The sequence below is a fragment of the Mesorhizobium sp. WSM2561 genome (assembly GCF_000513915.1).
GTDB classification, from domain to species: Bacteria; Pseudomonadota; Alphaproteobacteria; order Rhizobiales; family Rhizobiaceae; genus Mesorhizobium; species Mesorhizobium muleiense.
The window spans coordinates 38,191-63,371 of record NZ_AZUX01000014.1 but is presented as its reverse complement, the minus strand read 5'-3'; the positions used below and the strand labels follow the sequence as shown (position 1 = coordinate 63,371).

Here is a 25,181-nt window from a genome sequence, read left to right as displayed (position 1 = left end):
GCATGAGCGGCGCGAGAACATGAGCAACGTTGAGAAAAAAACCGGCCGCGAGCGCGGTGAGGAATGGTGGCAGACCGATATCATCGAAATGCGCCCTGGCGTGATCCGGCTGCGTGGCTATGAGATCCAGGACCTGATCGGCCGCGTCAGCTTTCCGGCGATGATCTGGCTGATGCTGCGCGGCGAACTGCCTGGCGAGGAGCAGGCGGCGCTGCTCGGTATCGCGCTGGGGGCGGCCGTCGACCACGGGCCGCAGGCGCCGTCGATCGCCGTTGCCCGCATGGCGGCCACCTGCGGCGTCGGCATCAACAGCGCCATGGCTTCAGCCATCAATGTGCTTGGCGACGTGCATGGCGGCGCCGGCGAGCAGGCGCTTGCCTTCTACGGCGACATCGCGGCGGCAGTGGACGAAGGCGTGACGCTTGGCGATGCCGTCATGGCGCGGCTCGATCGTTTCTTCGCCGAGGAAAAGTCCTATGTGCCAGGACTCGGGCACCGCTTCCATCCGGTCGATCCGCGGGCGCCGCGCCTCATCGAGCTGACCCGCGATTTTGCCGCGCGCGGCATCGTCAGCGGACGTTTCGCCGACATCGCCGATGCTGTCGAGGCCGAGGTCGCGCGGCGCAAGGGCAAGAAGATCCCGCTCAACATCGACGGCGCCACCGCCGTCATCTATGGCGAGCTCGGCTTTCCGCCGCCGCTGACACGTGGCCTTTTCGTGCTGTCGCGCTCGGTCGGCATCTTGGCGCATGCGTGGGAACAGTCGCAACAGAGCGACCGCAACAAGGGACCACTGCCGCGCGAATGGTTGTGGGCCTATACGGGCACGCCGGTGCGGCCTTTTCCTCAGGCAGAAGACGACTCCAACTGAGACCTTGGTGCAAGTTCGCCAGCGGCCGCTGGCTGGGGAATTTTCAGGTTCTTCAGCAGCGTTGAAAGATCGGGCTCGTCGATAAGCACGGCTGCGTCTTCCGGCGCCAGCCATGCCCGCTGCCGCCTTTTGGCTTCCTGCCAGTTGGCCAGTTCCTCCGTCACCGCCAGCAGGTAGACGGTGACGTCGACGCGGACGAAGCGGTTCGTCAGCCGCTTCCAGTAGGAATAGGTGCCGGCCGGCTGCTTCAGCGTCTTGCCGAGGACGCCGGCTTCCTCCCGCGCTTCGATGGTGGCTGCCTTGCGCCCACTCTTGCCCTTCATCGGCCAGCCCTTCGGCACGATAAAGCGCCTTGTCGATATCGAGGTGACCAGCATCACCTCGACGCCGCCATGCCTGCCCAGCCGAAAGGGAATTGCCGCGACTTGGCGGATCCGCTCGCCCTTCCTCGCCTTGCGCACGACCTTCTTCTTGGTGGCTGCCATTGCCGACGATCCAATCAGGGCAGTGCCCAAGCGCAAAGGCACGTTGCGAAATCAAAACCGCCTTTGATGCTACTTTAAGTAGAGCGGCGTTCAAGCATATCAGCTAAATAAATGAAAACGCCGGGCCATCAGCGGCAGACGCTGATGAAGCGGCTGCCCGATCGCCGCAACTGGCAAGTAGGCGCCATCTGCGGCACATCTGGCCGTTGCGGCACGACCACGCGATCCTGGGCACGGAACTGCTGTTGCTGCTGCTGAAATTGCTGCCGTCGCAGCCTGTTCTCCAGCATCTGCAATTCGCCTTGCAGGACCACCGTATTGCGATTGGCGGGAGCGACGTTCTGCGCGGACACAGCCGCGCCCGACAGCATCGCTGTTGCCAGGGTTGCCGACATCAAGATCGTCGAAAGGCGAAGCGGCGACATCCATCCATTCCCTTACGAAACACATCTTGGGCCCGCACGAAACAGAACCCTGCGATTATATAGGGCGTTTGTCTGATGATGCCATGGCTAAAGCCTCGCCGGAGCGGAATTGGCGGGCTAGCCAGTCAGGGCGCAAAGCCCGTCGACCGATGTGTGCTGGCGAAGGGCACCAATACGAGGCCGACGACAAGAAGCTGGAGAGCATCCTGCGGTTCCATACCTTTCAGGCCTGGCTTGGATAATTTGAACCGCAACATCACACAGTTGAAAAGCTCGGCATGGCCGGGCTGCGTTCCCCGGAGCCGTGGCCACGGCACGGCGAGGCCAGCCGCGCGACTATTCGCGGAATGCGCGGCTGATCTGGTCGGTCAATGGCTTCATCAGAAACGAGATGACGGTGCGATCGGTCGTGCGCATGAACGCCTCCACCGGCATGCCTGGCTTGAGGCTTTCCGGATCCAACGAGCCAAGTTTGCCTTCGTCAAGCCTGATCCGCACGCTGTAGTAGGATAGTCCGTTCCGCTCGTCTTCGACGAGGTCGGGAGAAACCGTTGCTACATGTCCTTCGATTTCCGGCGTGACCTGCTGGCTGAACGCCGACAGCCGCAGATGGACAAGCTGGCCGGGCTGGACCTGATCGATGTCTTGAGGCGCGATGCGTGCGTCCACAGTCAATTCGTCAGCGGTCGGGACAATCATCATAATTGGCTCGCCGGTCGTGACGACGCCGCCGACCGTATGGATCGCAAGCTGATGCACCCGTCCGTTCTGGGGTGAACGAATATCGGTCTGTCTAAGCAATTCCTCCGCGGCGATCTTTCGCTCTGCCAATTCTGTGGTTCGAGCCTCCGTTTCGCGTAATTCTTTCGCGACCTCGCTGCGCCAATCCTGCTGGATCTGGATGATGGCCATTTCTGTTTCGCTGATTCTGCCGTTCGCTTCGGCTATCGCAGCGACGAGTTGGCCGCGCCCTCCCTCGATCTGAGCCTCGCCCCGCTCCAGGTCCAGGAGTCGCGACCGCTGGACGAGTTTCTTTTCCCAAAGGCCCCTGACGCCCTTGATCTCGTCGCGGACCAACGCAATCTCGTGCTCCTTGGCCGCCCTTTGTGCCTCGAGGCCCGCTATCTCCTCCTTGAGCTGGCTCACCCGTTGCCTGCGTTGCTCGATTTGGGCACGGTAAGCTCCCCGGCGCAAAGCGAAAAGTTTCTGCTCCCCGCCGATCACACGCGCCACATGTCCAACAGAGGAGCGGCTGGTGAGATCCTCGGAAAAGGCTATCGCCTCGGCACCCTCACGCTCCGCTGTGAGGCGTGCCTCCCGCGCCGAGAGTTCGTCCAGGGTATTGGTTATGACGGCGAGATTGGCGCGTGTAAGCGTGTCGTCGAGACGAAGCAAAATATCACCTGCTCTGACTTCATCGCCGTTGCGCACGTTGATCTCACCCACAACGCCGCCGCTTGGATGCTGAACCGCCTTGACGTTGGATTCCACTGCGATATGGCCGGTAGCGATGACGGCGCCTGACAATTCCGTCGTTGCCGCCCATGCACCAAGGCCGCCGACAAGCAGCGCCACGGTTGCGGCGCCAAGAAGCATATACCGGCGAAGGGATAAGTCGTTCTGCGTCGGCTGCGATCGCACATCGGTAGGGAGGTTAGCCCGAACGAACAGCAGCCCGCCGATTTTGCCCTTGACGCCGGCCAGATGGCTCGCTCCGGCACGAATATGCGGAATCATCCCCCTCACGCCGTTACGCGCGCCAAAGAACGATCGATCATGAAATAACGTCATCCTGATGCCTTTTCCTCCGGGGCAACAGCTTGAAGCGTTCCGACGGAGGCACTCCGCGTCGTGCCCCGGACGACCAGATCCCTCGCCCCAAATGCGTGCTGACGGCCGGAGTCGAGAACAAGTAAAAGGTCCACTGCAGCCAGGGCGCTTGGACGATGGGCGATTACGACAACCACGCCGTGCCGCTGTTTGACTGCAAGGATCGCCTGGGTCAAAGCCTGCTCGCCTCCAGCGTCCAGATTCGAGTTCGGTTCATCCAAAACAACGAGGAAAGGATCACCATAAAGCGCGCGGGCCAGTCCAATGCGCTGCCGCTGTCCTGCTGAAAGCGATGCGCCGCCCTCGCCGATCTCGGTCTGATATCCGCGAGGCAAGCGCAGGATCATTTCGTGCATGCCCGCGGTCTTGGCCGCCGCGATAATGGTTGCCGGATCCGGAGAAGGATCAAAGCGGGCAATGTTTTGAGCAATGGTGCCTGCGAAAAGTTCGACATCTTGCGGCAGATACCCGACGTGCCGCCCCAGTGCCTCAGCCGGCCACTGTTCGATGGCGGCGCCGTCCAGGCGGATTTTGCCGCGCGCTGCCGGCCAGACGCCGACGAGCGCCCGCGCCAGTGACGATTTGCCCGATGCACTCGGACCGATGACACCGAGCGCGGAGCCGGCGCTCAGCGAAAACGTAATGTCCTGTACAACAAAACGGCGCTCGCCTGGCGGAACGACGCCGATCCCTTCAACCGAGAGTTCGGTCCGCGGCGGCGGCAGCTGCAAGCGATCCTCTGTGGCAGGGAACTCCCTGAAAAGTTCGCTCAGCCGATGCCAGCCTTGTCTAGCGGCAAGAAAGTTCTTCCAGTGCGCAATTGCGAGTTCGACTGGCGCCAGCGCTCGCGCGGTAAGAATAGAACTTGCGATGATGATGCCAGGCGTGGCTTCCTGGCCGATCACCAAATACGCTCCGATCGCGAGAACGACTGATTGCAGCAGCATCCTAAAGCCGCGGGAGAGCGCGCCGAATGAACCCGTGACATCGCTGGCGCGCATCTGCGCCTGCCTGTATTTGCCGTTTGCTTCCGCCCACCGCGAGGCCATAGTGGATCTCATGCCCATCGCTTCGAGCACCTCGGCATTGCGGATGCTTGCCAGTGCGATATTGCTGCGCGCTCCGGCATATCCAGACATTTCAGTTGCTGGACGGCGGACCGTTTTCTCCGTGAGCACGGTCAATGCCAAAAGCAGGATCGCCCCAATCAGCGCAGCCAGGCCGAGCCAAGGATGGAAGGCAAAACAGAGCGCGAGATAAAGCGGCATCCACGGCAGGTCGAAAAGAGTGGCGGGACCACCGCTGGCCAGGAAACCGCCGATTTGATCGAGATCGCGCACCGGCTGCATGCCCTCGCCCGAACGGCCTCTGGCCAAGGGCAATTGCGACATCACGCGGTAGGTCCGCTCACTCAGGCGCTCGTCGAGTCCGCTGCCGATACGCGCCAGCACCCGGCCGCGGATCGCGTCGAGTGCACTTTGAAAAACATATAGAATCGAAATCAGCAGGACCAGAGCCACCAGCGTCGGCACGCTACGGCTGGGCAGGACCCTGTCGTAGACCTGCAGCATAAACACCGAGCCGGACAACATCAGCACGTTGATAAGGCCGCTGAAACCCGCCACCGCCAAAAAGGCGCGCCGGAAATGCGCCAGGCAGGCAGCCAATTCGGACTTCGCCCTCGGCGGGCGGAGCTTCTCTGAACCAGATTGTGACATTGATGTCCCCTCGATCAACCGCATGCGTCAGCAGGCGATGCGGGCCCATAACTGCAGGCCCGCATCGTCCGGCATTGGCTACGCGGCCTGATCGGCGATCACGCTGTTGTTATGCGCAGACAGTTGTTCGATGAGTTTCGCAGCCAGCGCGTCGGCATCGCCCGCTTGCGTATGTGCATACTCTGCCCAATCAAAAGCCGGTCTCGGATCGCCCGCATTTGCTAGCGCGGTCGACGCATTGTCCCGGACCTGCTCGATAGCGTCGTCGAGTTGGCCCCGAGCGTTCCCGAGTTGTGGAAACACGATGTTATCGCCGTCAAGCGCCACCTGTGCACCACTCTCCTTAGCCGTGCCAGGCGTTCCTTCAGCCTCCTCATGTTCGGCCAGGGTCTGGTCAGACCGGAAGGTTGCGCCCTGTTTGCCGAAGAAGGTTGCAAGCCACTGGGAGCCAGAATTCGGCTGCCCAGAATCCGGCGGCGTTGTCGGGGCCGGTTCAGCTTGCGCCGTTGGTGTCGGGGCCGGCTCAGCTTGCGCCGTTGGCGTTGGATCCTGCTGCGGCGCCGGATCCGAAACGGCCGCCGGTTCATCCTGAACGGCAGCGACGACTCCCTGCTTCGGATCGACGAGATCGAGTTTGACGTTCTTGCTCCCGACAGAGACGGTGCGCGTCGAAGCTTCGATGCCCGCCCCCGAGAAGGTTACTGTGTAGGTGCCCGGCTTGAGCGCGAGGTCGTAGCCGCCGGCGCCCATGGTCTTCGTCGTAAACGTCGCGCCCGTCGAACTCTTCGCTGTGATGGTGAGACCGGATAGACCTTCACCGGGATCGTAGAACCTATCCCCGTCCTTGTCGTCGATCGCCACACCGGTCAGGAACAGGTCTGATCCGGTCTTGGCGAAATTCTCCGCCACGAAACCGCTGGAGCGCCCCCGGTAATCGCCAACCTCGAATCCAAGACCTACCTCGCGGAAGTTCCCGTTGAGGATGTTGGCACGATGACCCGGGGAGTTCATCAGGTTGTTGTGCAGGAGCAGAATCTCGTCATTATAGCCTGTCGGTGACCTGGTCGTAGCCCATGCGATGTTCTCCCCTGTCGCCCAGGAGCCCGCTAGGGTGTAGCCAGCCGCCTTCATACGCTGGGTGGGCGTGGACCCTCCCGACCCCGTGTGAGAAAAGGTGTCGGTTGCAAGCATCCATCTGCTGTGCCCCTCAGCCGCCTCGCTGAGATCATTGTCAAAGGCCAGCGGCTGCACGCCGGCCTTAGCCCTCTCCGCGTTGATGAGTTCAAGTAGATATTGTTCATGTACGCTATGTTGCGGCATTAGGTCGTCGCTCCACTGTTTCGTTTTTGGACGGTCCCGCCAAGATGTAGAATTTCCCCAATCACGCTTGGTAAAAGCCGACTGTGGCTAACCTGCGGCAAGCAGCTGTTAACCATGATTTTGTTAAAGAGAATTTGTCGGGATCCGATAACACAAAATTTCATATTGTAATGCAACCAGCAAGTGTGACATTCAATTATGCGCGTTCTCGCGATGCGCGACGTGCGCGCCAGGACGTGACGAGTTGCGGGAGTGGCGGCCGCGGCTATGCGCCGGCAAGAGGTCGGGCTCTCGTCCTTTATCCGCATGCCGCCAGCATCCCGATCGGGACGGCGCCCGGTCCGGTCCCGAACGCCTCGCGTCGACCTCTCCCATCAACCGATGGTTAATCGCCGATCCTGGACATCAGGGACCCGTGTGGCCGAAGCCATCGATCGCTGTCAAGATCGTTAAAGGAAAAGCTGATCAAGTCGGCTTCGCCGTGCAACCGGGACGCTTGGTTGTGGAGCGCTGGATCAGCTGCAACAGGCGGCTGATGGTAGACGCGCGCCCCGCAGTGGGGTTAGACGGGCCCGCCCGCGGCCCTCGCTTCAGTCGACTTCGCGCAGGCGGTATCCGACGCCGGTTTCGGTGGTGATGTAACACGGCTGGTCGGGCGTTTTCTCGATCTTTTGCCTGAGCTGCCGCACATAGACCCTGAGATACTGCACGTCGGTCGAATCGCCCCAAACCTGCTTCAAAAGAAACTGGTGGGTGAGAACCTTGCCGGCGTGCTGCACGAGGATGCGCAGGATGTCGTACTCCTTCGGCGAGAGCTTTATCTCCCTGTCCTCGATCATGACGATGCGCTTCACCAGATCGACCGTGAGATCGCCGGTGTGGAAGACCGGCTTCTCGCCTTGCTGCTGGAACTTGTGGCGGAGCGCCACGCGGATGCGCGCGACAAGCTCGTTCATGCCGAACGGCTTGGTGATATAGTCGTCGGCGCCGAGATCAAGTGCCGACACGATGCCGGCCTCGTCGGTGCGGCTGGAAAGGATGACGACCGGAACATCCAGGCCGTCGTCCCGCCATTTGCGCAGCAATTCGTGGCCGCCCATGCCGGGCAGGCCGAGATCGAGCAGGATCAGGTCGGGCTTTTCCGTTTCCACGAGTTCGATCGCCGTCTTGGCGTTCGGCGCCTCGCTGATCGCATAGCCCTGGCTGCCAAGGCCGACGCGGAGCAGCTTGCGGATCGGCGGTTCGTCATCGGCGACCAATATCCTGACGTCCAGATTCGTCATGCCAATTTAGCCACGTCGGGGTCGCCCACATTTCGGTCATCGCCGTTGGGGTCGTCGTCGACCGCGGGCAGTTCCGTCGGCACCGGCATCCTGATTGTGAAAACCGCACCTGAGTGGTCGGTCCTGCTGGCCGCCGAAATCGTCCCGCCCATCGCCTCGATGAAGCCGCGGCAGATCGAGAGCCCAAGCCCGGTGCCGGCACGGACCTGATCGCCCTTGCGCACCCGGTAGAACGTGTCGAAAACGCGCTCCAGATCGGCGCGCGGAATGCCCGGCCCCTCGTCCATGACCTGCAGGATGACGGAACCATTGTCGGCCCAGCCCTGCAGGCGGATCGTCGAACCTGGCGGCGCGTATTTGGCGGCATTGTCGAGAAGGTTGAACAGCGCTTGCTCGAACAGGACGGGGTCGAGCCGCAGCATTGGCAGGTCAGCGGGAATATCGATTTCGGTCTTGTGTTCGCCGATGATTTTCCTGGCCCGGTGCAGCGCGGAACCGACGATATCGCCGACATAGTGGAACGCGTAGTTCGGCTCCATCGCACCGGATTCGATCTTGGTCATGTCAAGCAGGTTGGCGATGAAGCGGTTCAGCCGTTCCGATTCGTCGAGCACGGTCGACAGCAGGTCCGCCTGGTCCGCTTCGGGAAGCGCCGGCGCAAATTCCCGCAATGTGCCGGCGGCGCCGATGATGGCGGCAAGCGGCGTTTTCAGGTCATGGGAAATCGAGGTCAGCAGCGCCGAGCGCAAGCGGTCCGCCTCGGCAGCGAGCTTGGCCCGGTCGACGTCGGCGACCAGCTGGATACGCTCGATGGCCACCGCCGCCTGATCGGTGAGAGCGTCGAGCAGGCGCTGCTGCTCGGGCGTCAGCAGCGGACCTTGCTTGTCATTGTCGAGGCCGACGACGCCGACAGCGGTGCGCCCCGTCCGCAACGGAACATAGAGACGTTTTGCTCCGGGCAGCGTGTCCGCGCCGCGCCCCGCGGCGCGGTTGTGTTCCCAGGCCCAGAGCGCCGCAGCAATGTCTGCCTCAGCCAGCGTGTCGTCCGGAGGATAGCCGGCCTTGACCGTGATCGTGCCGTTTTCGGGCAGCAGCAGCACCACCCGAAGCTTCAGCATCGAGGCTATCTGGAAGGCAGTCGCCCAAAGCACGTCGTCCAGCGTCCCTGTCCCGGCCAGCTTCTTCGAGAATAGATAAAGGTCCTCGGTGGTGCGAGCGCGAGACTGCGCCGCCACCGCCTGGCGCTGTACCCGCGCCGTCAGATTGCTGGCGATGATCGCCACGCAGAAGAAGAAGCCGAGCGCGACGGCGCTTTCCGGAGCGCTGATGTTGAACGTATAGAGCGGGTCGAGAAAGAAGAAGTTGAATGCCAGCGCGCTGAGGATGCAAGCGAATATCGCAGGCCGCAGGCCTGCCGTGACCGCAGACACCAGCACCGACATGAGGAAGACAAGGGCGATGTTGCGCACGTCGAGCACGCGCGACAACAGCAGCCCGAGAAGCAGTCCTGCGACGACGTAGCCGGTGACGATCAGATAGGGCCTGATGTCGAGGCGCGCCGGTTGAACCGGAATGACACCTCGTGACGGCTGGACTTGCGCCTGGTCGTCGCCGGAGACGACATGAACGCTGATCTTGCCGGCGTCGCGTATCAGATCATAGGTGACGGAGCCGTCGAACAATTGCCGCCAGCGCGGCTTGCGCGGCTTGCCTGATATGATGTGGGTGACGTTGTTCGCCGCCGCATAGCGCAGCATCTCGGTGGCGACGTCCTGACCGGGTATGGTGACGGCAGTGCCGCCCAATTGCTCGGCAAGGCGAAGCGTTGCCGCGAGCCTGTCGCGATCCTGCTCGGACAGGCTGGTCGAACGCGGCGTCTCGACATAGAGCGCCAGCCATGATGCGCGCAGTCGCTCGGCCTGGCGGCGGGCATAGCGCACAAGCGACGCGCTGCGCGGATCCTCGTCGACCCAGACCAGGACACGTTCGCTGGCCGCCCAGGGTCCGGCTATGGCGTGGGCCTGCATGTGGGTCAGCAACTGCTCGTCGACGCGCTGGGCGGTGCGGCGGAGCGCCAGTTCCCTGAGCGCCGTCAGATTGCCCGGCGAGAAATAGTTCTCGATCGCGCGCTGGGCGGTACTGGGGATATAGACCTTGCCTTCCTCGAGCCGCTTGATCAGGTCGTCGGGCGTGAGATCGATGATCTCGATGTCGTCGGCCTGGTCGATGATGGAGTCTGGAACCGTCTCGCGCACCCTGACGCGCGTGATCTGCGCCACGATATCGTTCAGACTTTCGACATGCTGGATGTTGAGCGTAGTGTAGACGTCGATGCCGTGCGTCAGGATTTCCTGAACGTCGAGATAGCGCTTGGGATGGCGGCTGCCCGGCGCGTTGGTATGGGCCAGTTCGTCGACGAGGACCAGCGCCGGACGCCGGGCAAGGATGGCATCGAGGTCCATTTCCTCGAGGATGGGCCCCTTGTAGTCGACCCGGAGACGGGGAATCACCTCATAGCCGTCGACCAGCGCCTGGGTTTCCTTGCGGCCGTGCGTCTCGACGACGCCGATCACCACGTCCACCCCGTCGGCCAATCTTGCACGGCCCGACATCAGCATTTCATAGGTCTTGCCGACACCGGGGGCGGCGCCCAGAAAAATCCGCAGACGACCGCGCGCCTCCCGCTCCGCGTGGTCAAGCAGGGCGTCGGGTGAGGGTCTGGTCTCGTTGCTTCTGTCGTCCGGCATCACAGTCGATCATGAATGGCGCCAAGGATGGTGTCGACCCCACCATTCATTGCTTGATGGCCGCCTCGTCCAGCGCCAGGTTAAGCTGCAGCACATTGACCACAGGCTCGCCCATGAAGCCGAGCTCGCGGTGCTCCACGTGGCTGTCGACAAGGGACCTGACCCTGGCTTCGTCGACGCCCCTGGCCCTGGCCACCCTGGCGACCTGGAAATAGGCGGCCTCGGGGCTGATATGCGGATCGAGGCCGCTGCCTGAAGTCGTGACCAGATCGATCGGCACCGGCTGGTTCGGATTTTCGGCTTTCAGCCTGCCGGCGCCGCTCTTGACGCGGTCGATCAGCCTGGGGTTGGTCGGTCCGAGATTGGAGCCGCTCGAAGCGGCGGCGTTGTAGCCGTCGCCCGCAGCCGACGGCCGGCCATGGAAATAGCGCTCGCTGGCAAAAGCCTGGCCGATCAGTTCGGAGCCGACGATCTTGCCGTCCCTCTCGATCTGGCTGCCATTGGCCTGGCGCGGGAACAAGGCCTGGGCGATGCCGGTCATGCCAATCGGATAGATCAGGCCGGTCAGGATGGTGAAGAAAACGATCATGGTGATCGCGGGTCTGATTTGCTTGAGCATGGACTTAATCCCTTATGCGAGGCCAAGCGCGGTGATGGCCAAGTCGATCGCCTTGATGCCGACAAAGGGGACGATGATGCCGCCGAGGCCGTAGACAAGAAGGTTGCGGCTGAGCAGCGCGCCCGCGCCGATCGCGCGATATCTGACGCCTCTCAGCGACAGCGGAATCAGCGCGACGATGATCAGTGCGTTGAAGATGATGGCCGAGAGAATGGCGCTCTGCGGCGTTGCCAGATGCATGACGTTGAGCGCCTGCAGCGGGCCTGCTGTCTGCCCCGGCGCAATGTAAAAGACCGCGAATATGGCCGGGATGATGGCAAAATACTTGGCCACGTCGTTGGCGATGGAGAAGGTCGTCAGCGAGCCGCGCGTCATCAGCAGCGCCTTGCCGATTTCCACGATCTCGATCAGCTTGGTCGGATCGCTGTCGAGATCGACCATATTGCCGGCTTCGCGTGCGGCGACCGTGCCGGTGTTCATGGCGACGCCGACATCGGCCTGCGCAAGGGCAGGCGCATCATTGGTGCCGTCGCCGCACATGGCGACGAGCTTGCCCTTGGCCTGTTCTTCGCGGATGAGCTTCAGCTTGTCCTCGGGCGTCGCCTGGGCCAGGAAATCGTCGACGCCGGCCTCTGCCGCGATCGCCGCTGCCGTCATCGGGTTGTCGCCTGTGATCATCACCGTGCGGATCCCCATCTTGCGCAGTTCGGCGAAGCGCTCCCTGATGCCGCCCTTGACGATGTCCTTGAGATGGACGACGCCGAGCAGGCGTCCGTCGCGCTCGACCGCCAGCGGCGTGCCGCCGGATTTGGCGACGTCGTCGGCGATCGCCTGCAGATCGCGGACGGTGTCGCTGCTGGGGCGCGTGCCATGCGTGGCGACGGTCGACTGATTGACGTGGGCGAGCACCGAATCGACCGCGCCTTTGCGAACCGAAGAGCCATCGATGTCGACGCCGCTCATGCGGGTTTGCGCGGTGAAGGGCACGAAAGTGGCATGCAGTGTTGCCATGTCGCGGGCACGGATGGCGTATTTCTCCTTCGCCAGCACGACGATCGAGCGGCCTTCCGGCGTCTCATCGGCAAGCGAGGCCAACTGCGCCGCGTCGGCCAGCTCCTGCTCGGTAACGCCCTTGACCGGGCGGAATGCCGTCGCCTGGCGATTGCCGAGCGTGATCGTGCCGGTCTTGTCGAGCAGCAGCGTGTCGACGTCACCCGCCGCCTCGACTGCGCGGCCCGACATCGCCAGCACGTTGAACCGCACCAGGCGATCCATGCCGGCGATGCCGATGGCCGAAAGCAGCGCGCCGATCGTCGTCGGGATCAAGGTGACGAACAGGGCGACGAGGACGGTCACCGAAATGTAGCCGCCCGAATAGGAGGCGAAACTCGGGATCGTCGCCGTCGCCAGCACGAAGATCAGCGTCATGCCGACGAGCAGGATGTTGAGCGCGATCTCGTTGGGCGTCCTCCGGCGCGCAGCGCCTTCGACCAGCGAGATCATGCGGTCGAGGAAGGTGTGGCCGGAGGCCGCGGTGATGCGCACGCGGATCCAGTCGGACAGAACCTGCGTGCCGCCGGTCACCGCCGAACGGTCGCCGCCGGATTCACGGATTACCGGAGCGGATTCGCCGGTGATCGCCGCCTCGTTGACCGAAGCGACGCCTTCGATCACCTCGCCGTCCGATGGAATGATGTCGCCGGCCTCGACGAGCACCACGTCGCCGACCTTCAGGCTGGTGCCGGGCACCAGCTTTAACCTGGTGCGGTCGTCGCCGCTCAACAGCTTGGCCTGGGTCTCGGTGCGAGCCTTGCGCAGTGAATCGGCCTGCGCCTTGCCTCGGCCTTCGGCGACCGCTTCGGCGAAGTTGGCGAAAAGCACGGTGAACCACAGCCAGATGATGATCTGCAGCGAGAAGCCGAGATCGCCGCCACCAGTGACGAGATCCTTGACGAACAGGACTGACGTGAGCGCCGAGACGGCGGCGACGACGAACATCACCGGATTGCGCATCAGGGTGCGCGGGTTGAGTTTCCTGAAGGCGCCGTCGATGGCGGGCAGCAGGATGCGGGCATCCATGATGACAGCGGATTTGGACTGGCTCATTTGGTGGCTCCAGTATCGGTGTTGGTGACCGATCGATCGTAGGCCGAACGAAGATGCGGAAGCCCGGAGGCCAGCAGCCAGATCACGATCATGACTGCCGCAATGCCGAAGAACGTGGACATGGTCGGGAAGGGAGGCGGGGTTGCCCGTTTCCGATCGTGTCGATGCCGAATCTTGCGACGTATGGTTTCGAGCCAGGACATGACATTGATCCAAGGTGCGACGGTTCAGAAAGTCTGCCCGTGGATGCCAGCCAGGTGCTCGACAATCGGTCCGACCGCCAGCGCCGGGAAGAAGGTGAGGCCGCCGACGATCAGAATGACGCCGACCAGCAGCCCGACGAACAGCGGCCCGTCGGTCGGGAAGGTGCCGGCGGAGGCGGGTACCGTCTTCTTGGCGACCAGCGAGCCGGCGATCGCCAGAGCCGGGATGATGACCAGGAAGCGGCCCATCAGCATGCCGATGGCAAGCGTAATGTTGTACCAGGGCGTGTTGCCGGTCAGGCCGCCAAAGGCCGAGCCGTTGTTGGCGGCAGCCGAGGTGTAGGCATAGAGAACTTCGGAGAAGCCGTGCGGGCCGGCATTGGCCATCGAAGCGACGCCGGTCGGCAGCACCACCGCGATGGCGGTGAAGATCAGCATCGCCAGCGGCAGGCAGAGAATGGCGAGCATCGCCATCTTGACCTCCTTGGCCTCGATCTTCTTGCCGAGATATTCGGGCGTGCGTCCGACCATCAGTCCGGCGACGAAGACGGCGATCACGATGTACATCAGGATGCCGTAGAGACCGGCGCCGACACCGCCGACAATGACCTCGCCGAGCTGCATGTTGATGATCGGGATCATGCCGCCAAACGCTGTGAAGCTGTCATGCATGGCGTTGACGGCGCCGCAGGACGCGGCGGTGGTGATCACCGCAAACAGCGCCGACAAAGCGATGCCGAAGCGCGTTTCCTTGCCTTCCATGTTGCCGCCGTCGATGCCCAGCGCATGCACCAGCGGATTGCCTGATGCTTCCGCCCAGTAGCAGACGGCGACGCCGGCGATGAACAGGACGCCCATTGCAGTCAAGATCGACCAACCCTGGCGCTGGTCGCCGTTCATGCGGCCGAAGACGTTGGTCAGCGCCGCACCGATGGCGAAAATCGAAACCATCTGGATCAGATTCGAGATCGCGTCGGGATTTTCGAAGGGATGCGCGGCATTGGCGTTGAAGAAGCCGCCACCATTGGTGCCGAGCATCTTGATGGCGATCTGCGAGGCAACCGGCCCGACCGCGATCGTCTGCCGCGCGCCCTCCAGGGTTGTGGCGTCGAGATAAGCGCCGAGCGTCTGCGGTATGCCGAGATAGATATAGACCAGCGTCAGCACCATGCAGAGCGGCAACAGCAGGTAAAGGGTGCACCGGGTCATATCGACCCAGAAATTGCCGATCGATTTGCCGGAGGCCTTGGTGAAACTGCGGATCAGCGCGATTGCGATGGCGATGCCGGTCGCTGCGGACAGGAAGTTCTGCACGGTGAGGCCGGCCATCTGCACGAGATAGGACATCGTGCTTTCACCGCCGTAGTTCTGCCAGTTGGTGTTGGTCATGAAGCTGGCGGCGGTGTTGAAGGCGAGCCCGGGTTCGACGGAGCTCATGCCGGCCGGATTGTAAGGCAGGCTGCCTTGCAGCCGTTGCAGGGCGTAGAGCACCACGAAGCCGGCGAGGTTGAAGAACAGCAAGGCCGCCGCATAGGTGGTCCAGTGCTGCTCCTCACGCTCGCTGGTCCCCGAGATGCGATAAAGGCTGCGCTCGACAGGACCCAAAATCGGCGAGAGGAATGTGCGGTCGCCGCTGAAAACGCGATACATGTAGCCGCCGAGCGGCTTCACCAGCAAAACGACGATCCCGCAATAGACGAGGATCTGCATCCATCCGTTGAAAGTCATTGAAATAGCCTTCCGTGCCTGCGCCAGTTGCCGTTAGAAACGTTCTGGGCGAATGAGGGCGTATGTCAGGTAGACGAGAAGGAACAGGGTCACAGCGCCACCGAGGATATAGTCGACAAGCATGTTGCGGTCCTTCCGCCTAAAGACTGTCGCAGGCTTTGACGAAGGCGAAGAACAGGGCGAAAAACAAAAACCCTATGCCGAGAACGATGATGTCCATCGGAGCTGTTCCTTATTTTCGTTTTTGCACTGGCTTGCCTGCAGCCGGGCAGCGTTGAAGTCATGTGAAGACACTCTGTCGCGATGATAATGGCGACCGAGATGTGTCCTTCCCGACGGAATATGGATCCAAACCCCATAAAGGTTCGAGACGTGGCGAAGAGGAAAGAAATAAGAATCCTATAAAGGATTTGCCGTCGCGGTTCTCTGCGCGGCGCTCGAAGACAAGTCGTGCACCGGTGCGGAGCCACTGAAAATCAACGATTTCGCCGCATACGCCCGCTTCCCGCCCAGTTCATCGAAGAACGGAATGCGGCTGTCGTCCGGCGTGCGAATGGCTGGCGCGTGCGAAGCTGATGCGGGAAAGTCGAGGGCGGACGCGCTCCGCCAAATCGGCTGCTCAGCCTTCGGCCTTGAAGTTCTTGGCTTCCTTCTCGACCTTGGCGCTGTCCTTGCCGTGCTTGCGCATCAGATCCTTCGCCTGGTTGGGCGAAACGTCGGTGGTCTCGGCCAGGCGCAGGGCCTCCTTGTCGTCCGGTTCGCGTTTCTTCCGATCGGCCATTGCGGTCCGTTTGTCAGCCATCACAATGCCTTTATGCTCTTGGCGATTTCGTTCAGCACCTTGCGGTCGGTGCCGTGGCGCTTGATCAGCGTGCGAGCCTGGTCGGGAGTGATGCCGGCTTCCTCGGCGAGATGCCTCACCTCATAGTCTTCGTCGCCGGCTACTTGAGAGCGATCGCGGTTGTCGGTCTTGGTCTTGTCGTCTGGCATGGCAGTTCTCTCCTCACTTAGAGGCTGTTTGGAAAGTCTACTCCGGCGGCCATCTGATGGCGTTTTCTGCGCTTCCGGTGCTCACGGACCCGAACGTCCGCTGCGCTCCGGTTCTCGAAACCACCACCATATGACTCGCCGGAGCGACTTTCGAAACAGTCTCTTAGACCTGGAGCATAACGGCGGAGATTTCGTGAGGTTCCTTAATGCATGTCGCCCAAAAGTGCGCAGCGGTTTTGGGACAACGACATGCATAAACAGGAGCAATGCATGTCGCCCAAAAGTGCGTAGCGGTTTTGGCACAACGACATGCATAAAAACAACCAAGAGCACGTCGCATCGAGTTCTTCAGACGTGACGCGCTTTAATGCCGGCCTTCGCGCACAAACACATGGGCTTCCTTGGCGGCCGCCGTGAATGCCCGCCGCGCAGTGCCAACCGCCCGCCGCTGCTCCATCGCATCCATCATGGCTTTCAAGGCCGCGCGATATTTCGGCCCGCGCTTTTCGTTTGGCCATTTGTCGACCAGAAGCGAGGCCGCCTGGACCGTCCTCGTCACAGAAAGCCGGCGTCCGGTGCGTTCGCTCTCGATCGTCACCGGAACGTCGAACTGTTCATCACGCATTGCCGCCAATCCTTGACTCCAAGGACAGCAACGGCGCAGCCGCATTATTCGTTCCGATAGCGAATGGCGCGATCCATCCCGATCACAATTCATGGTTACTGAGTGGCTTATGCGCCAGTCTCATTTTAGACAGTGCGCAAGCCAATTGCGGGCCGGGCGATGTGCATTAGCGGCACCGATGGTCGAACACGATCCCCATGGTCCTGCCAATTGCGGTCATGACAATAAGCTCGACCAGTTGGTCGTCGCTGTCCGTACAAGCTGGGCCTGCCCGGCGGATGGTATCTATTGCGGCTCTGGTCGATATGGTGTCGCCGGCGCGGAATTTTGAAAGCGCAGATGAAACGAGTTCATGGGCCGGCAAGTCAACGACAGGCGCTCTCGAAACGATGTCCATTGGCCTCCTCCGCCATGAACTCTCTGCCACGAGAATAATACGCCGAATGGTGGTTTTCGCCAGCGAAATTGTGGTCCGACCAGAGGCCAATCTGACACCAATCGGACTGGGACAGCTACCTTTTTGCAGGGCTCAGCGCGATGCTGCCGACTTCGATTTCTCTCGGCTCTTCGCAGCTGGCTTGACCCTTATGCGCATCGCTCCGCCCTCGGGATGATCGATCTCAAAGGCATTGGTCTTGCGCACGAGATCGCTCAGCTTGCGAAAGCCGAAGGTCCTGGGATCGAAGTCGGATGCCAGATTGGCGAGCTGATTGCCGACAATGCCGAGCGGCACCCAGCCGTCCTCGGTTCCCATCTGTGAAATGACCCTGGTGATGATCGGCGTCGCGGCGCTGGGCGGCTGCAAGGACTTCGTCGGCGCCGCATCGTTCGCGTTGGCTGGCGCAGTCGGAAGCAGGTTCTCGGTGTATACGAACCGGCGGCATGCCTGCCGGAAACTCTCCGGCGTCTTCTGCTCGCCAAATCCATAAACGTCGATTCCGTGCTCCCTGATGCGAGCGGCAAGGCGGGTGAAATCGCTGTCGGACGACACCAGGCAGAAGCCTTCGAACCGCCCGCTGTGGAGAAGGTCCATGGCGTCGATGACGAGCGTGATGTCGGATGCGTTCTTGCCGGTGGTGTAGGCGAATTGCTGCTGCGGGATGATCGCATGCTTCGACAGCACATCCGCCCATGCCTTTGAGCGGGTGCTGGAGAAATCGCCGTAGATGCGACGAACGCTTGCCTCGCCGATCTTTGCGATCTCCTCGAACAAGCCGTCGGCAATCTTGGCCGAGGTATTGTCCGCGTCGATCAGCACTGCAAGACGTGGAGAACGTGGTTCGGTCGGCAAGGTGAGCCCCTGTTTTTGGCTGCGCACCAGAGACATATGGTGCAGCGGAGCCATGCGAAACCTTTTTATCGAAATACGAACGTCATCTACTTCTCCAGATACAAAATCATGCCGGCGTGGTGCAGCACGCCGTCAATGAACGTTCCGTCAGCGGTAAAGCCGGTGTCGTCCCAGTAGTCGATGTGATTTCCCCGGATCTCATAGCGGCCCTGGTATGCGCTCTTACGGTTCCCGCGCGCTTCGTCATAGCGACCATTTGGAAGCAAGTTGTGGCGGATATGGCCATCGGCCGTGACCCACATCCCGACATAGGGGTGGCTTGCCGAAGGTCGGGCAGCGGTATTTTGCGCGATATTCATCCGGGCGAGGCCTTTCTGTGCGGATAAGCCGGCCGCGCCGGCAACAAGCACGGCAGCGGCAAGTATGGAAATCTGTTTCATGGGACTACTTGCTGGCTGTCGGCCGGATGACGATCTCGTTCACGTCGACATCGTCCGGCTGTTCGGTGGCAAAGCGCACGGCACGGCCGATCGCGTCGGGCTGCAGGGCAATGGCACGATAGGTCTTCATCACTTCCACCGCGACCGGATCGGTGATCGTGTCGGCGAGCTCGCTCTCGACCACGCCGGGGTGGATGCAGGTGACGCGGATGTCGTTCTGCTCCTGCCGCAAGCCATCGGAGATGGCGCGGACCGCGTATTTGGTTGCGCAATAGACCGCGGCTGTCGGCGATACCGAAAGCGCGCCGATGGAGGCGATGTTGACGACATGGCCGGAGCCTCGGGCCGTCATCTCCGGCAGCACCGCAGCGATCCCGTAGAGCACGCCCTTGATGTTGACGTCGACCATTCGGTCCCATTCGTCGACCTTCATCGAGGCCATCAGCGACAACGGCATGACACCGGCATTGTTGACGATCACATCGACGCGTCCCCAGGCCTGGCGCGCCGCATCGGCAAAGGCGGCGACATCGGCGCGGTCGGTCACGTCCAGGCGGCGTGTCAGTGCCTCCCCGCCCGTTGCCCTGATCTCTTCTGCGAGGGCGTTCAGCCGATCGGTGCGGCGCGCGCCGAGCATGACCTTTGCTCCTACGGCACCAAGCTCCCGGCCGATGGCGGCGCCAATGCCGCTCGAAGCCCCGGTGATGAGCACGACTTTGTTGAGGGACATGTTTCGTCTCCGTCTGGTTGATCCTGCGAACCGCGATGCAGCGGTTGCCACGAAGATGGATCTGTTTCACTGTAGCGATAAGACGACCATTTGTTTACAGCGTCGAAAGCACAGCTAACCAATGCAGCCGGATCTCAATGCGCTTGCCGTCTTCGCCCTCGTCGCCGAGGAGCGGAGCTTTCGCGCGGCTGCGGACCGGATGGGCGTCACCCGCTCGGCGGTCAGCCAGACGATGAAGCGGCTGGAAGAGACGCTCGGTATCGCGCTGGTCCAGCGCACGACGCGAAGCGTCAGCCTGACCGAGGCTGGCGAACGCCTTTACGCCGAGATAGCGCCCGCCATTGCCGACATGCGCGCCGCAATGGAGAGCACCGGGGACCTGGGCGGGCGTCCGCGCGGGCAGTTGCGGCTCGCCGTCTCGTCGATCGCCGAGCGCTTTCTTTCAGGGCCGTTCCTGGCGACTTTTGCCGAAGCCAATCCGGAGGTCCGGATCGACATCACGGTGACGGACGAGGAATTCGATATCGTCGCCGAGGGATACGATGCCGGCGTCAGGCTCGGCGAGGTGATCGAGCAGGACATGATCGCGGTGGCTGTCGCCGGTGACGAGCGGCAGCTGGCCGTCTGCGCGCCAGCCTATCGCGATCGATTTGGCGAGCCTTCGCATCCGCAGGAACTCGCGGGCCATCGCTGCATTGGCTGGCGCCGCGCACCGAAGGTTGCGCCCTATCGCTGGGAATTCGCCGAGGACGGCAAGGAGTTCAGCGTCGCGGTGGCGCCGGAGATCACGACCAACGACATGGCGTTGATGATAAAGCTCGCCATTGCCGGCGCCGGCATCACTTTCGGCATGGAGGAAAGCTTTCGCCCGTGGATCGCTCGGGGCGAACTGGTGCCGGTTCTCGTCGACTATTGCCCGCGGTTTGCCGGCTTCTACCTGTATTATCCGAGCCGTCGCAACGTCGCGTCGAAGCTGCGCGCCCTTGTCGAACACCTGCGGCGTCCTGGCTAGCGTTTTCCACGCGGACGATTGAACCGAAATCGCTTTCCGGCCCCATCATCCGCTTCGGGACGCGAGATCGTCAAAACTCGCTATGCGCAGCGGTATCTCGATATTGCAATTATATTAGTGTTAGCGCATGTTTCTGTCAGCCGGCCGCAAGCCGGTCAGGCCCGGTGGCCAGCCGGTCACCCCCAACAGGCTGCCGGGCCGCCCGCAACGGCTTGGGATCACAGTTGCCGGTCACGAAAGTCGCGTTTGCTTTTGTCGTCTGCCGTATCGCACGTCCTTTAGGATTCTCTAATATTGGCTATGGCTAATATACGGAGATGACCTAGACTGGGTCCCATGCGTAGGCGGGCAGAGGCCGGAACCGGCCGGCTAGAGTTCATTCCCCCGATGGAGCCCAGGCTGGTGGCCAAGCCGCCCGAGGGCGACGACTGGATTCATGAGATCAAGCTGGATGGCTACCGCGCCCAGATCATTATCAACGGCCCCGAGGATATCCGCGTCTATACCGAAACCGGCAAGGACCGGACGCGCCAATATCTGGGCATCGTGGAAGCCGCGGGCGAGCTTGAAGTGAAGAACGCCATCATCGACGGCGAGGCGGTCGTCACCGACAAGGCCGGCATGCCCGACTTCAACGCGCTCCAGAACGCCGTCGACAACAATCCCTACGGCATGTACCTGGGCGCATTCGACATTCTGCACCTGAACGGCCATGATCTGCGCGACATCGGCTGCAAGGCGCGCCGCGAAATTCTCTGCGGTATCATCAAGCCGCACAGCCGGATTCGTTTCAGCGAGGCCCTGCCTGGTGACGCGCAGTCGCTCTTCCACCTCGTCGAGGAGGTCGAGCTTGAGGGAATTGTCTCGAAGCGCGCCGACAGCAAATATCGCAGCGGCCTGACCTCAAACTGGCTGACGACCAAGAGCTTCACGGTCGATGAATTCGAACTGTTGGGCGTCGAGCGCCAGCCCGGCGAGGCAGCCTTCGCCCTTTTGGCACAGCCCGGCACCGGGAAATATATCGGTACCGCCCTGATCAGCCTGGGCCGCGGCATGAAGGAGCGGCTGTTGAAGCGGGTTCGGGAGCACGCCGGGCCGCCGCCAGAGGCGATGAAGAAACGGCCGCGGACACAATGGCTCAGGCCCGGGGTGAAGCTGCGCGTCAAGCATCTCCGCGGCGATCACAGCCACATACGCCACGCCTCGCTGCTGGGTTTCAGTGACGAGGAGTAGCGTCGTTTGGACACCGGTTTAGCCGCTCGACCGTCTCAACGATAGCCTTTGGCACGCGGCATTACCGAGGGGATGAAGAGCCAGCGACACAGGGGTCAAGCCGGGGATGATCGGCCGTGTGATGCACCTGCACGGCAAGGAGACCTGCCGCGTGCTTCGCCACAAGTCTGAGGGCGGGTATGAAACAGAATCAGGAAGGCAATCGGCGGTCATCCGTAGGCAGCGCATTGGCCATCGGGCTTTTGATATCGAGCATATCTCTGGCAGGGTGCACTACAGGCTCAACTAGCGGTGCGGATGGATGGCTTAGGAAGGGATATTTTGACGGGGTTACCGAAGCAATGTTTAAGAAAGGCATGATGCCCGTAGCGATCGACTGCCGGTTCGATAGCACAGCTCCGGGCAAAGCGGCCTATGGATCAAAAGTTACGTGGAAACCTGCCCCCAGAGACATTCGCTGGGTAATGCATGTCGGCACTCCCGATTACGTTGCGAGCAGTGAAGCTGAATCACGCGCAATCGGCCTTCATCGCGTGTTTTCGAAAAGGGTTCGTGACAAAGCAACGGGTCAAGTAGTTCAGTGTTCGATCTCGACGGATTGATCCTCTCAGCGGCCGCTGACCATCTGGAAGAGACTATTCCCTACCGTGCCAACCGGGGGGGTCATGGCCAACGAAGCTGCCCAAACCGCGCTCCTTCATGCCCGGCTGGGGGCAACCGGGCCGCGAATTGGCCGCAATGCCCCGGTACCTGCCGTGGCTCATGCTATCCCTGAGGTGCGTGAAGTATGAAGTATCTGTTGTCTCTGGGCATTGTGCTCTTTTCGGTACCTTTATCGGCATCGGAGATCATCCTGGAGCAGGTCACATTGCGCCGAGGGATGGAAGGCGACACCAGGCAGTCGGGAGCCTTGGACGATCCGAAAACCTACAGCAAAAACAAGGTGTACCGTGAGGAAAAGGCGCTCGCAGCGAAAGCTGGCATCGAGATAGACCAATTCCTGGACGATTACTATGCGAAAGGATTTAGGAAAGAATCTGGAGCCAGCAGAGCAGTACACTACCTGCTATTCCGTAATTCAATCTCGGCACCGCAGTGCAAGAGGGAATATTTGATCCAACGGGTAAGGCAAACCAAGATATACTACAGAAATAATAGAAAGATTGCGGATAGAACAGTCAAGTATCTTGTGGAGGTTTTCAAGCTGAACAGCTGCGGGCACACCAAACGCGCCGACCGTCATAGACAGCTTCATTTTCTGGGGGACGTCCAAATCGAGAAAGACTGTCGTCGACATCGAGGTCGGTTGCGGCGAGGTGCGCAGCGTGGCCGATGGTTTGGCTTGGCCTTTCGAGCAGAAAATCCTGTTCAAAGAGCTGCAGGATTATTCCAGCAAGCCCGGCCTCTACGATAAGGTCAGCTTCGAGTCTTCCAGGTCCTACAGCTTTACCTCGGAATTCGACCGGAATGGACACAAGATAACGCTGCCGGATTTTCTTAGGTAAGCTTCCTCGAACGACCTTGCTCCCTTCCCGGCTGAAGCAGCTGATCTGAGCCGTGCCCGACTTTTCTTTCAGCCGGCGCCGGGACTCGAAGGTTTTTTACGGTGACAGTGCACCTTTTTGTCTTCTTCTGTTCCCGCATTCCACCCGTTGCCCGCTGCCTCGGTGGCGGGGCCTTTTGGGCATCCGGAACCAGAGCTTGGCGATCCGGTTAACTGGATATGCCAAACAAAATCAAAGACCCGCCACCGAAGCCCGCCCCGAAGAAGACACCTGTCCGTCGTCCCGATAAGGAAGCATCGCCGGAGCCTGAACATGTGGACCCGCCGCCACGAGACGTGCGCGAGGCTCCGGCACCAAATCCAAACGGCGACAGGAAGTCCTAACCGCCGCACAAGAACGACGTAGCGCCTCGCCGCCACATGACGGCGGCTTTTCATTTCGGAACCGGAGCGACCCCTCAAAAGTAAGCTTTCGCCTGATCTATAGGCAATTACGGTGACAGTGCACTATTTCTTTTCCTCGCCTGCTGCGTCCCCATTACGCTGCGTGTTTTCAGTTTTCAGAGGTCCCAACCGGCCAGCCGTAGGCGAGGCGAGCAAATGCGGGAACGGATACATTTTTGTCAGCAGACAACGCGGTCCCATTCCATTGCGCCTCTACGAACTGTTGCTTCGGTGTTATGGTGTTCCTGCATGATCAGACTGCAAGGATATGAAGGCATGCCCGAAGTCACCCGCCGTACACTTCTTGCGTTCATCGCTGTACCCTCGTTCGTTGAACCGACGTTTGCTGAAGGGGAAGGTGCCTCACCCGAATTGCAGGCGCTGATCGGAGCCCATGAGGCCGCCTACGACGCGCTCCACAGGGTTGTTCATCGAGCGGACAGCAGCAGCCACGACCGCAAGAGGGCAGACCGGATTGAAGAGGACGCATTGCTGGCCATCTGCTCGTATCCTGCGATCGGTCGAGGCGACCGCCGAGCCAAGGCCGAGTACCTGTTAGCCACTGAAGCACGGGGCGAACTTGACTTGGAAGAGCACATGCAGGCCATCCTGCACTCGATGATGCGGGGCTGATACCATTGTCACCGGCAGCCACCGCAATTCGATGGCTCCAGCGAGTTCAATGGAAAGCGGATGGTTCTGCGGCTCTCTTGGACTGCTCGGCCCGACGATGTGGGTGCCCGAACACGTGGGAGAGCATCACATCGAGCCCTTGAGACCGGTTCGAGGTGCAGCCGCCCGGTATCTACTTACGCGGCGCGTCGTTGAGCGAGGTGGAAACCCGAACGGGCTCGACGAGGCTCGACGGCGGTCACGATGCTGTGGTGGTGATCGCAGTACACGCGGTCAGGCGAAGTTGGCCCAGCACAAAAGCGGTGACCGCCGGGCACTGACCGATCTTCGCGAACCGGGAAGCGGCATTGACAACTGCCCAGCTTGATGAGGGGGACGTCACTCGTTGGCAGTCTGGTATTTTCAGGCATGATGTCTTTCTGGTTCCTAAAGGTTGGCCGTACGTCATCGCCATGATCCACGGTGGAGGGCAGCGACTGGGTCGGGCGAGTTCATCTCGCTTGGCTGGCTATGGAACACCATGTGGTGTCGGGAACTGCTTCAAGCAATTGCTTGCGGCTAGAAGCCACACCGCTGCTGATGGGTGCGCGAAGCAGGCATCCTTGTCTGTGCCGACGGGGCGGTTTGTCCGAAGGCGGGGTGGGCGCGGATTGTGGGCCCCACCACGCTGCGTTTTTTTTCGGTTTTAGGGAACCGGCCAGCAATGCGGATACGTTTGTCAGCAGACGATGTAGTCGCGTCCTAGAGCGCCTCTCCGAAGTGTTGCGCCGGCCGGCCTGTCAGATAGCAAGGATATGACGCCTGCCCGAAGTCACCCGCCGTACACTACTTGCGTTCACCGCCGTGGCGTCCGTCGTTGAACCGACGTTTGCTGAAGGGGAAACTGCCTCACGCGAATTGCAGGCGGAAGCGTCGTTCCAGATGGTTCGAGAATGCGGCAGGCT

General features: G+C 61.4%; 24 protein-coding genes. 5 read left to right on the top strand and 19 right to left on the bottom strand.

The features are described from left to right. Nucleotides 1-19 precede the first annotated feature (19 nt). Nucleotides 20-871, top strand: coding sequence for a citryl-CoA lyase (locus M727_RS0113005; protein WP_027153046.1), 852 nt, complete (start codon nt 20-22; stop codon nt 869-871). Here the strand turns inward: M727_RS0113005 and M727_RS0113000 are convergent. The 19 genes from M727_RS0113000 to M727_RS0112910 form a co-directional block, all read right to left on the bottom strand. Then, nucleotides 847-1,356, bottom strand: coding sequence for an NUDIX hydrolase (locus tag M727_RS0113000; protein ID WP_027153045.1), 510 nt, complete (start codon nt 1,354-1,356; stop codon nt 847-849). The two genes, M727_RS0113005 and M727_RS0113000, sit on opposite strands and share 25 nt — an antisense overlap. A 128-nt stretch (nt 1,357-1,484) precedes the next feature. Continuing rightward, nucleotides 1,485-1,781, bottom strand: coding sequence for a hypothetical protein (locus M727_RS0112995; RefSeq protein ID WP_023797468.1), 297 nt, complete (start codon nt 1,779-1,781; stop codon nt 1,485-1,487). A 336-nt stretch (nt 1,782-2,117) separates the two neighbouring features. Then, nucleotides 2,118-3,572, bottom strand: a complete 1,455-nt coding sequence (locus tag M727_RS0112990) for an HlyD family type I secretion periplasmic adaptor subunit (protein ID WP_084646715.1) — start codon at nt 3,570-3,572, stop codon at nt 2,118-2,120. Then, complete coding sequence (locus M727_RS0112985) at nt 3,569-5,278, bottom strand: type I secretion system permease/ATPase (protein ID WP_036262207.1); 1,710 nt, start codon at nt 5,276-5,278, stop codon at nt 3,569-3,571. Before M727_RS0112985 ends, M727_RS0112990 begins: the two co-directional genes overlap by 4 nt. Before the next feature lie 129 nt (nt 5,279-5,407). Then, complete coding sequence (locus tag M727_RS0112980) at nt 5,408-6,649, bottom strand: CAP domain-containing protein (RefSeq protein WP_027153042.1); 1,242 nt, start codon at nt 6,647-6,649, stop codon at nt 5,408-5,410. 590 nt (nt 6,650-7,239) lie between these two features. Then, nucleotides 7,240-7,932, bottom strand: a complete 693-nt coding sequence (locus M727_RS0112975; RefSeq protein ID WP_027153041.1) for a response regulator transcription factor — start codon at nt 7,930-7,932, stop codon at nt 7,240-7,242. After that, a complete protein-coding gene (locus tag M727_RS36365; protein WP_036262206.1) occupies nt 7,929-10,679 on the bottom strand; it encodes a sensor histidine kinase KdpD in 2,751 nt (916 codons plus the stop codon). Before M727_RS36365 ends, M727_RS0112975 begins: the two co-directional genes overlap by 4 nt. A 46-nt stretch (nt 10,680-10,725) precedes the next feature. Continuing rightward, complete coding sequence (kdpC, locus tag M727_RS0112965) at nt 10,726-11,298, bottom strand: potassium-transporting ATPase subunit KdpC (protein ID WP_027153040.1); 573 nt, start codon at nt 11,296-11,298, stop codon at nt 10,726-10,728. Between the two features lie 12 nt (nt 11,299-11,310). Then, nucleotides 11,311-13,404, bottom strand: coding sequence for a potassium-transporting ATPase subunit KdpB (kdpB, locus tag M727_RS0112960; RefSeq protein ID WP_027153039.1), 2,094 nt, complete (start codon nt 13,402-13,404; stop codon nt 11,311-11,313). Then, nucleotides 13,401-13,607: a hypothetical protein gene (locus M727_RS0112955; protein WP_027153038.1), complete on the bottom strand. Its 207-nt coding sequence runs from the start codon at nt 13,605-13,607 to the stop codon at nt 13,401-13,403. Before M727_RS0112955 ends, kdpB begins: the two co-directional genes overlap by 4 nt. Nucleotides 13,608-13,631: 24 nt before the next feature. Beyond that, complete coding sequence (gene kdpA, locus M727_RS0112950; RefSeq protein ID WP_027153037.1) at nt 13,632-15,335, bottom strand: potassium-transporting ATPase subunit KdpA; 1,704 nt, start codon at nt 15,333-15,335, stop codon at nt 13,632-13,634. A 33-nt stretch (nt 15,336-15,368) separates the two neighbouring features. Further along, nucleotides 15,369-15,458 carry a K(+)-transporting ATPase subunit F gene (locus tag M727_RS36360; protein ID WP_023797479.1) on the bottom strand — a complete coding sequence of 30 codons (90 nt, stop codon included), beginning with the start codon at nt 15,456-15,458 and terminating at the stop codon, nt 15,369-15,371. A gap of 496 nt (nt 15,459-15,954) precedes the next feature. Continuing rightward, a complete protein-coding gene (locus M727_RS36355) occupies nt 15,955-16,137 on the bottom strand; it encodes a hypothetical protein (protein ID WP_036262205.1) in 183 nt (60 codons plus the stop codon). Continuing rightward, nucleotides 16,137-16,325 carry a DUF3606 domain-containing protein gene (locus M727_RS0112935; RefSeq protein ID WP_023797481.1) on the bottom strand — a complete coding sequence of 63 codons (189 nt, stop codon included), beginning with the start codon at nt 16,323-16,325 and terminating at the stop codon, nt 16,137-16,139. Before M727_RS0112935 ends, M727_RS36355 begins: the two co-directional genes overlap by 1 nt. 364 nt (nt 16,326-16,689) lie before the next feature. Next, on the bottom strand, nt 16,690-16,950 hold the full coding sequence (locus M727_RS36350; protein ID WP_051505610.1) for a DUF982 domain-containing protein: 261 nt from the start codon (nt 16,948-16,950) through the stop codon (nt 16,690-16,692). A 166-nt stretch (nt 16,951-17,116) separates the two neighbouring features. After that, nucleotides 17,117-17,347 (bottom strand): hypothetical protein, encoded by a 231-nt coding sequence (locus M727_RS0112925; RefSeq protein ID WP_027153036.1) that lies wholly within the window; start codon nt 17,345-17,347, stop codon nt 17,117-17,119. A gap of 132 nt (nt 17,348-17,479) precedes the next feature. After that, nucleotides 17,480-18,241, bottom strand: coding sequence for an NYN domain-containing protein (locus M727_RS0112920; RefSeq protein ID WP_027153035.1), 762 nt, complete (start codon nt 18,239-18,241; stop codon nt 17,480-17,482). Between the two features lie 86 nt (nt 18,242-18,327). Further along, complete coding sequence (locus tag M727_RS0112915) at nt 18,328-18,600, bottom strand: Atu4866 domain-containing protein (protein ID WP_156941535.1); 273 nt, start codon at nt 18,598-18,600, stop codon at nt 18,328-18,330. Between the two features lie 85 nt (nt 18,601-18,685). Further along, nucleotides 18,686-19,411 carry an SDR family oxidoreductase gene (locus tag M727_RS0112910; RefSeq protein ID WP_027153033.1) on the bottom strand — a complete coding sequence of 242 codons (726 nt, stop codon included), beginning with the start codon at nt 19,409-19,411 and terminating at the stop codon, nt 18,686-18,688. A gap of 121 nt (nt 19,412-19,532) precedes the next feature. Here M727_RS0112910 and M727_RS0112905 point away from each other — a divergent pair, with 121 nt between their 5' ends. The 4 genes from M727_RS0112905 (at nt 19,533) to M727_RS0112890 (ending at nt 24,237) form a co-directional block, all read left to right on the top strand. Beyond that, entirely contained in the window at nt 19,533-20,423 is an 891-nt protein-coding gene (locus M727_RS0112905) for a LysR family transcriptional regulator (protein ID WP_027153032.1), read from the top strand. Nucleotides 20,424-20,825: 402 nt separating this feature from the next. Beyond that, entirely contained in the window at nt 20,826-21,656 is an 831-nt protein-coding gene (locus tag M727_RS0112900) for an ATP-dependent DNA ligase (protein WP_245268577.1), read from the top strand. A 787-nt stretch (nt 21,657-22,443) separates the two neighbouring features. Then, nucleotides 22,444-23,070, top strand: a complete 627-nt coding sequence (locus M727_RS41470; protein WP_156941527.1) for a hypothetical protein — start codon at nt 22,444-22,446, stop codon at nt 23,068-23,070. Nucleotides 23,071-23,880: 810 nt separating this feature from the next. Then, nucleotides 23,881-24,237: a hypothetical protein gene (locus M727_RS0112890; protein WP_027153029.1), complete on the top strand. Its 357-nt coding sequence runs from the start codon at nt 23,881-23,883 to the stop codon at nt 24,235-24,237. The last annotated feature ends 944 nt before the right edge of the window (nt 24,238-25,181 follow it).

Excerpts from the sequence above, each read along its gene's own strand:
- M727_RS0112915 (WP_156941535.1), bottom strand. The coding sequence starts at position 18,600 with ATGAATATCGCGCAAAATACCGCTGCCCGACCTTCGGCAAGCCACCCC.
- M727_RS0112995 (WP_023797468.1), bottom strand. The coding sequence starts at position 1,781 with ATGTCGCCGCTTCGCCTTTCGACGATCTTGATGTCGGCAACCCTGGCA.
- M727_RS36365 (WP_036262206.1), bottom strand. The coding sequence starts at position 10,679 with ATGCCGGACGACAGAAGCAACGAGACCAGACCCTCACCCGACGCCCTG.
- M727_RS0112980 (WP_027153042.1), bottom strand. The coding sequence starts at position 6,649 with ATGCCGCAACATAGCGTACATGAACAATATCTACTTGAACTCATCAAC.
- M727_RS0113000 (WP_027153045.1), bottom strand. The coding sequence starts at position 1,356 with ATGGCAGCCACCAAGAAGAAGGTCGTGCGCAAGGCGAGGAAGGGCGAG.
- kdpB (WP_027153039.1), bottom strand. The coding sequence starts at position 13,404 with ATGAGCCAGTCCAAATCCGCTGTCATCATGGATGCCCGCATCCTGCTG.
- M727_RS0112935 (WP_023797481.1), bottom strand. The coding sequence starts at position 16,325 with ATGCCAGACGACAAGACCAAGACCGACAACCGCGATCGCTCTCAAGTA.
- M727_RS0112905 (WP_027153032.1), top strand. The coding sequence starts at position 19,533 with ATGCAGCCGGATCTCAATGCGCTTGCCGTCTTCGCCCTCGTCGCCGAG.
- M727_RS36350 (WP_051505610.1), bottom strand. The coding sequence starts at position 16,950 with ATGCGTGATGAACAGTTCGACGTTCCGGTGACGATCGAGAGCGAACGC.
- M727_RS0112925 (WP_027153036.1), bottom strand. The coding sequence starts at position 17,347 with ATGGACATCGTTTCGAGAGCGCCTGTCGTTGACTTGCCGGCCCATGAA.
- M727_RS0112990 (WP_084646715.1), bottom strand. The coding sequence starts at position 3,572 with ATGACGTTATTTCATGATCGATCGTTCTTTGGCGCGCGTAACGGCGTG.
- M727_RS0113005 (WP_027153046.1), top strand. The coding sequence starts at position 20 with ATGAGCAACGTTGAGAAAAAAACCGGCCGCGAGCGCGGTGAGGAATGG.
- M727_RS0112910 (WP_027153033.1), bottom strand. The coding sequence starts at position 19,411 with ATGTCCCTCAACAAAGTCGTGCTCATCACCGGGGCTTCGAGCGGCATT.
- kdpC (WP_027153040.1), bottom strand. The coding sequence starts at position 11,298 with ATGCTCAAGCAAATCAGACCCGCGATCACCATGATCGTTTTCTTCACC.
- M727_RS0112975 (WP_027153041.1), bottom strand. The coding sequence starts at position 7,932 with ATGACGAATCTGGACGTCAGGATATTGGTCGCCGATGACGAACCGCCG.
- M727_RS36355 (WP_036262205.1), bottom strand. The coding sequence starts at position 16,137 with ATGGCTGACAAACGGACCGCAATGGCCGATCGGAAGAAACGCGAACCG.
- M727_RS0112955 (WP_027153038.1), bottom strand. The coding sequence starts at position 13,607 with ATGTCCTGGCTCGAAACCATACGTCGCAAGATTCGGCATCGACACGAT.
- M727_RS41470 (WP_156941527.1), top strand. The coding sequence starts at position 22,444 with ATGAAGTATCTGTTGTCTCTGGGCATTGTGCTCTTTTCGGTACCTTTA.
- kdpA (WP_027153037.1), bottom strand. The coding sequence starts at position 15,335 with ATGACTTTCAACGGATGGATGCAGATCCTCGTCTATTGCGGGATCGTC.
- M727_RS0112890 (WP_027153029.1), top strand. The coding sequence starts at position 23,881 with ATGCCCGAAGTCACCCGCCGTACACTTCTTGCGTTCATCGCTGTACCC.
- M727_RS36360 (WP_023797479.1), bottom strand. The coding sequence starts at position 15,458 with ATGCTTGTCGACTATATCCTCGGTGGCGCTGTGACCCTGTTCCTTCTC.